Source organism: Acidithiobacillus albertensis (assembly GCF_001931655.1).
Lineage (GTDB): Bacteria > Pseudomonadota > Gammaproteobacteria > Acidithiobacillales > Acidithiobacillaceae > Acidithiobacillus > Acidithiobacillus thiooxidans.
This window is the reverse complement of the sequence record NZ_MOAD01000024.1, coordinates 1-4,603: the sequence shown is the minus strand read 5'-3', so window position 1 is coordinate 4,603 and position 4,603 is coordinate 1. Positions and strand designations below refer to the sequence as shown.

The following is a 4,603-nucleotide window of genomic DNA, read 5'->3' as shown; positions in this document are numbered from 1 at the left end:
CAGCATTCTGCCCCCAGAGAATGCCACCGGAAATTACATTCATATTGTGGAACGCGTGCCGGTACGTATTGCCATACCTGCCAGGGAACTCGCGGAACACCCCTTGCGTCCGGGGCTTTCCATGATTGCACAACTGCACTGGAAACCCGGGCAAAAACATTCGGTACTCCAGCCCCTGACCACCACCCCGACCCAAGGTTATGCAACCACGGTATATCGCACTGAACTGCTGCAGGCTCAACAGCGGGCGGAGGTCATCATTCGCCAGAACCTGTGAGCACGGCAACTGGAAATCTGATCAAAATCAAAGGAACGCCCATCAACAAACCCTTAGTTTACATACAACTGTTTTCACACTTATTCCCAGTCGACTTTGAATTCCGACGGTTTTAGAAGGTCAATATTAATGCGGATTGAGGGTTCCGATACCTTCGCAGCTGGCGTGCGCAAATTATGAGGCACTTGACGAAATCAAGACCAGGATTTCACATAAAAATGCAGGCAGCATCAAACAGCTATGCCCGTTGTTTGGCGGAGAGGGTGAAGTCCAACCCCATGTCTACCAGTGTTGAATATTGCCCATATTAATATTTGTATTCATCATGTTATCGAAATACCTATCCACTAAAGTCCGACGAAATTCGCTGTAAGCCATGTCGTCGGACAAGATAAAAGGCAAGACAGACACGTTTGGCGAAGTGTCACTTTATCAAAGGATAACACAATGGCGACGACCATTCGTAAGCTAAAAGATGTTCGCGTTCTGGCGGAGGGTATGCGCAAGACCCAAGCCGACGGCCATAATCCCGGCGAATTACTGCGTGTTAATGCCTCCACGGAGACGGTCTCCATGACCTTCGAGCAATGCGCCCAAGATTTGCTCGAGGCCAAGCGGTCCGGTTGGAAAAATGCCAAACACGCGCAGCAATGGATTAACACCCTGCGTGACTATGCCTTCCCGGTTATCGGGGCCAAAGCCCCAGCAGAGGTGACGCTGACGGATGTGAAATCAATCCTACTGCCTATCTGGACGACCAAAACAGAAACGGCAAGCAGAGTGCGTCAGCGGATTGAGGCGGTTTTGGATTATGCCGCTGTACATGACTGGTGTGATGGCACCCGAAATCAGGCACGATGAAAAGGCATATTGAACAATATGTTACCATAATCTGACAAGGTGAGTAAGCGCGAGCATCACGCCGCTTCAGCTTACACCGATATTTCCCGTATCATGGGAGCATTGCGGGATAAATCGCATATCTCTGCCTATTGTTTGCAGTTTACCATTCTGACGGCCGCCCGTTCTGGGGAGTCCCGTGGTGCCACCCGGGAAGAGTTCGATCTAGACACAATAATCTGGACGATACCCGGCATGCGCATGAAGGCCGCAAAACCGCACCGGGTGCCCCTGTCGGATGCCGCCATGGCTATTTTGAACCAGATGCAGGCCTGGAGAATGGACAACACTCCCGGGATCTTCCCCGGCGCCCGTGGCGGATCGCTGTCAGATGTGGCCGTGAACAAGGTGCTTCACAGCGTGATCACCGATGTGACCGTACATGGATTTCGCAGCTCTTTTCGAGACTGGGGCGCTGAGCAAACCCATTTCCCGGCCGCAGTATTGGAGCAAGCGCTTGCCCACACCAACCCCAACAAAGTCGAGGCTGCGTACCAACGTTCGGACCTATTCGACTTGCGCCGGAAGCTGATGCAGATGTGGTCAGAGTTTGCGACTGAGGCCGGTTCTTCGATCTACCCCTCAGGGAGAACTTGATCAATTCTACCCTTTTCCTCTGGCGCGCATTGCTGGTCACTCGCCTCTTTGACTTGCAAGATATCCTCAATCCATTGTTGGACTTCGGCTGATGACCAAACGCTGGCACGTCCGATTTTTCGTGGAGCGGGGAATGGCCCTTTCCCAATGAGCCCGTAAATGGACGAGCGTCGCAGCGCGACCATGGACATGACTTCGGTAAGTCGCATCAATCGTGGGTTGTTATGATCGTTTGTGTTCACTGTATTCCCTCTTCTTGCTCTGTCAGGATTCAAGTTTGTTGAAATCCAGGAACACTGACACGGCGCAACTTTATGCATATTTTCCGTTTCACATACGCGGATCAGTGATAAGTGCAACTGAATACGATGAGGGTGCCAATAGGAGGGGCGACAATAATGCGAAATATGCGCAGAAAACTCGCTGACTACTGTCGCGCCTGGCGGGAGTTTTTGAAAGATACCTTTCGTGTATATGAGCACTGGCCTGACGGCGAAGCGCGCTACAAAAAGCGGTGGGAGCGTCTGGATGCGGTGTTAGCGGATTTTCAGCGCGCGCCGACTAATTTTGATTCACGGTTCGAAGTGGGGACCCATGAAGCGGCAGGATTTGCAGTTTTTATATCCGTTCCAGACATCGTAACCTCCTGTTCAAGGATTTCTCTATCAGACAATAGTCCGTAGAAATTTGCTCATTCGAGATTATAGCCAACATCTAAGGCTTTCATCTGGCTATGATTCTCGTAGATCCAGGCTGTAAAAACCAAAAATGATGCGAACTGGTAGGCCATAAGGCGTCAACTGTACAGTCTTCCATAGTTTTCCATCCGCAAAATTGATCGTACCTGTCAGGCTTATGGATTGCGTTTGCGGTTCAAGAACCGCATCCCCGAAGTATCCGAACAGGCGTAACTCCCATGAGTCAAGCATTAGTCATTCTGCATGCAAGCCCTGATGAGGAAAATCCTCGCGCCGATACGGCCGTTCGTCCCACCGGTGCCATGTTGGCAGATAACAAAGACGTTCGCTTGTTTCTTGCCGGAAGAGATAATCCCCTTAACGACAGGAAGAATTATTATTCCTCACTCTTGACCGCCACAAAGCGCATATCAGGCTGCTGTAGCGTTTCCCTGATATAGAAAACCCCGCCCTTAGTCGGTGTCTGGTCTGGAATATTTGTTGATAACTTCCTCATGACGCCCCATATTCATGGATAGTAAAAACACGGGAGAATAAGCTATGCCTATTTCAACTAGAAAAATCGCTGCAGTTACCTTGGGTATTTTGGCGCTCTCAGGCTGTGCTTATGGCCCCTACGGCCGATATGGACATCCAGGGTATAACCAGCCACCTCCACCCGGTCGGTACAACAACGGCTACGGTCATCCGCCGCCACCGCCTCCTCCCGGCCAAGGACCTGGTCAGTACAACTATGGCTACGGCAGGTAATCCACCGCCATCCCTTCCATAAGCAACAGTCTGGGGATAAGTTCGGCTTCATCCAGTAAACCAGTAAGAGAGGATTTGCTATGCCGCGTAAACCCATTGTACTCAGTATCGCCATAGGCCTTGCCGGATTAGGGGTTTTATCCCTCTCTACGCCGGCGTCCGCTGCGCCGTTTGATATCAGTGTCATACTGGGCGATCTCGGGATCAATCTCGGTAACACGGGCTTGCCCCAGCAATATGGCTATTTTGAGCCGCCCTCAGCGTATACCAGCTATTACAGTCAGCCACTCTATGCGCAGTACATGATGTGGTACTACTACCCGCAGGCATACTACCAGTATTATCCGGCACCGCCCCCGCCCCTGCCGGCGGGAGCACCGCCTCCACCGCCTCCACCGGCAGGAGCGCCACCGCCGCCACCACCTGGCACTTATTTTAATTATCTGGGGGTGCAACCACCGCCACCGGCTCCGCCTGGCGCACCACAACCGCCTCCGCCTGGGCCTCCTCCCGGTGGACCGGGCTTTGGGCCTCCGGGGAGGCCGCAACCAGGTGGGCCGGGGTTCGGTCCACCACCAGGTCCACCACCCGGAAGACCAGGCCCTGGCCATGGAGGGCCTCGGTTCCAGCCAGAACCAGCAGGAGGACCCCCGCAAGGGCCTCAATCTGGCCCGAGAGGAGGGCCGCCACAAGGGGGGCCTGGAGGACCTGGACCTCAACAGCCACCCCATCAAGGACCTATGGGTGGACCGCCTTCACCGGGTGGGCCAGGCGGACCGCCCCCTGGAGGGCCTGGTGCACCTTAACGGCCAAACAAAACGAGCCGCTTTTCATGGGGCTCGTTGTTTGGAACCGTTATTAATGTCCTCTATTAACAAGACAACAGATCCACTAGACATGATGAATCTTTCTTAATAATCTTGCTGTTAGATTTACTAATTGTAAGTTTTTGGTCTTTTTGTCATCCACACGACATATAACACCGGGGCCAACCATAAGGTCATCACTGTTCCTAGTGTAGTGTTGCATTCTGTTTGCTGCTTAAGTGGCTGTTGGCGCGAATGAGCTTTTGCAGGATGTCGCGGGCGGTTTTGGTCCAGATGAAAGATTTGGGATGGGTGTTGTGGTGGTCGATGTACCCCTCAATGGCCTGGATGAGTTCAGGCACACTGGTGAACACCCCACGACGTAACCGCTGGGTCGTCATATCCCGAAAGAAACGCTCGACCATGTTGAGCCAGGATGCCGAAGTGGGCGTAAAGTGCATGTGAATACGCGGGTGCTTGTCGAGCCACGCCTGTACTACCGGGTGTTTATGGGTCGCATAGTTGTCGGCGATCAGATGCAGAGCCTTGTCCTTGGGCGTCTGCCGATCAATTTT

The 4,603-nt window shown here is 52.8% G+C and carries 8 protein-coding genes and 1 pseudogene; 7 read left to right on the top strand and 2 right to left on the bottom strand.

The window, feature by feature from the left end; all coding sequences use genetic code 11:
* The 3 genes and pseudogenes from BLW97_RS16460 to BLW97_RS16450 form a co-directional block, all read left to right on the top strand.
* Positions 1-277, top strand: a pseudogene (locus tag BLW97_RS16460) (HlyD family secretion protein); the annotation flags it as partial.
* A gap of 447 nt (positions 278-724) precedes the next feature.
* Complete coding sequence (locus BLW97_RS16455; protein ID WP_075323974.1) at positions 725-1,138, top strand: tyrosine-type recombinase/integrase; 414 nt, start codon at positions 725-727, stop codon at positions 1,136-1,138.
* Positions 1,139-1,177: 39 nt separating this feature from the next.
* Entirely contained in the window at positions 1,178-1,774 is a 597-nt protein-coding gene (locus BLW97_RS16450; protein ID WP_075323973.1) for a tyrosine-type recombinase/integrase, read from the top strand.
* Here the strand turns inward: BLW97_RS16450 and BLW97_RS20490 are convergent.
* Positions 1,753-1,983: a helix-turn-helix transcriptional regulator gene (locus tag BLW97_RS20490; RefSeq protein WP_075323975.1), complete on the bottom strand. Its 231-nt coding sequence runs from the start codon at positions 1,981-1,983 to the stop codon at positions 1,753-1,755. The genes BLW97_RS16450 and BLW97_RS20490 overlap by 22 nt on opposite strands.
* 189 nt (positions 1,984-2,172) lie before the next feature.
* Between BLW97_RS20490 and BLW97_RS16440 the strand changes: the two genes are divergently transcribed.
* The 4 genes from BLW97_RS16440 to BLW97_RS19530 all read left to right on the top strand — a co-directional run bounded on the left by BLW97_RS16440 (position 2,173) and on the right by BLW97_RS19530 (position 4,137).
* Complete coding sequence (locus tag BLW97_RS16440; RefSeq protein ID WP_075323972.1) at positions 2,173-2,457, top strand: hypothetical protein; 285 nt, start codon at positions 2,173-2,175, stop codon at positions 2,455-2,457.
* 233 nt (positions 2,458-2,690) lie between these two features.
* Entirely contained in the window at positions 2,691-2,912 is a 222-nt protein-coding gene (locus BLW97_RS20110) for a hypothetical protein (RefSeq protein ID WP_010640157.1), read from the top strand.
* Between the two features lie 167 nt (positions 2,913-3,079).
* Complete coding sequence (locus BLW97_RS19230) at positions 3,080-3,244, top strand: hypothetical protein (protein WP_158025215.1); 165 nt, start codon at positions 3,080-3,082, stop codon at positions 3,242-3,244.
* Positions 3,245-3,774: 530 nt separating this feature from the next.
* Positions 3,775-4,137, top strand: a complete 363-nt coding sequence (locus BLW97_RS19530; protein ID WP_158025213.1) for a hypothetical protein — start codon at positions 3,775-3,777, stop codon at positions 4,135-4,137.
* A 97-nt stretch (positions 4,138-4,234) separates the two neighbouring features.
* On the opposite strand, the gene BLW97_RS16425 is transcribed toward BLW97_RS19530, so the two are convergent.
* On the bottom strand, positions 4,235-4,603 hold a 369-nt coding region (locus BLW97_RS16425; RefSeq protein WP_207650640.1), incomplete at its 5' end, for a transposase.

Coding starts and splice junctions, on each gene's coding strand:
- BLW97_RS16455 (WP_075323974.1), top strand. CDS start 725: ATGGCGACGACCATTCGTAAGCTAAAAGATGTTCGCGTTCTGGCGGAG.
- BLW97_RS20490 (WP_075323975.1), bottom strand. CDS start 1,983: ATGCGACTTACCGAAGTCATGTCCATGGTCGCGCTGCGACGCTCGTCC.
- BLW97_RS16440 (WP_075323972.1), top strand. CDS start 2,173: ATGCGAAATATGCGCAGAAAACTCGCTGACTACTGTCGCGCCTGGCGG.
- BLW97_RS20110 (WP_010640157.1), top strand. CDS start 2,691: ATGAGTCAAGCATTAGTCATTCTGCATGCAAGCCCTGATGAGGAAAAT.
- BLW97_RS19230 (WP_158025215.1), top strand. CDS start 3,080: ATGGCCCCTACGGCCGATATGGACATCCAGGGTATAACCAGCCACCTC.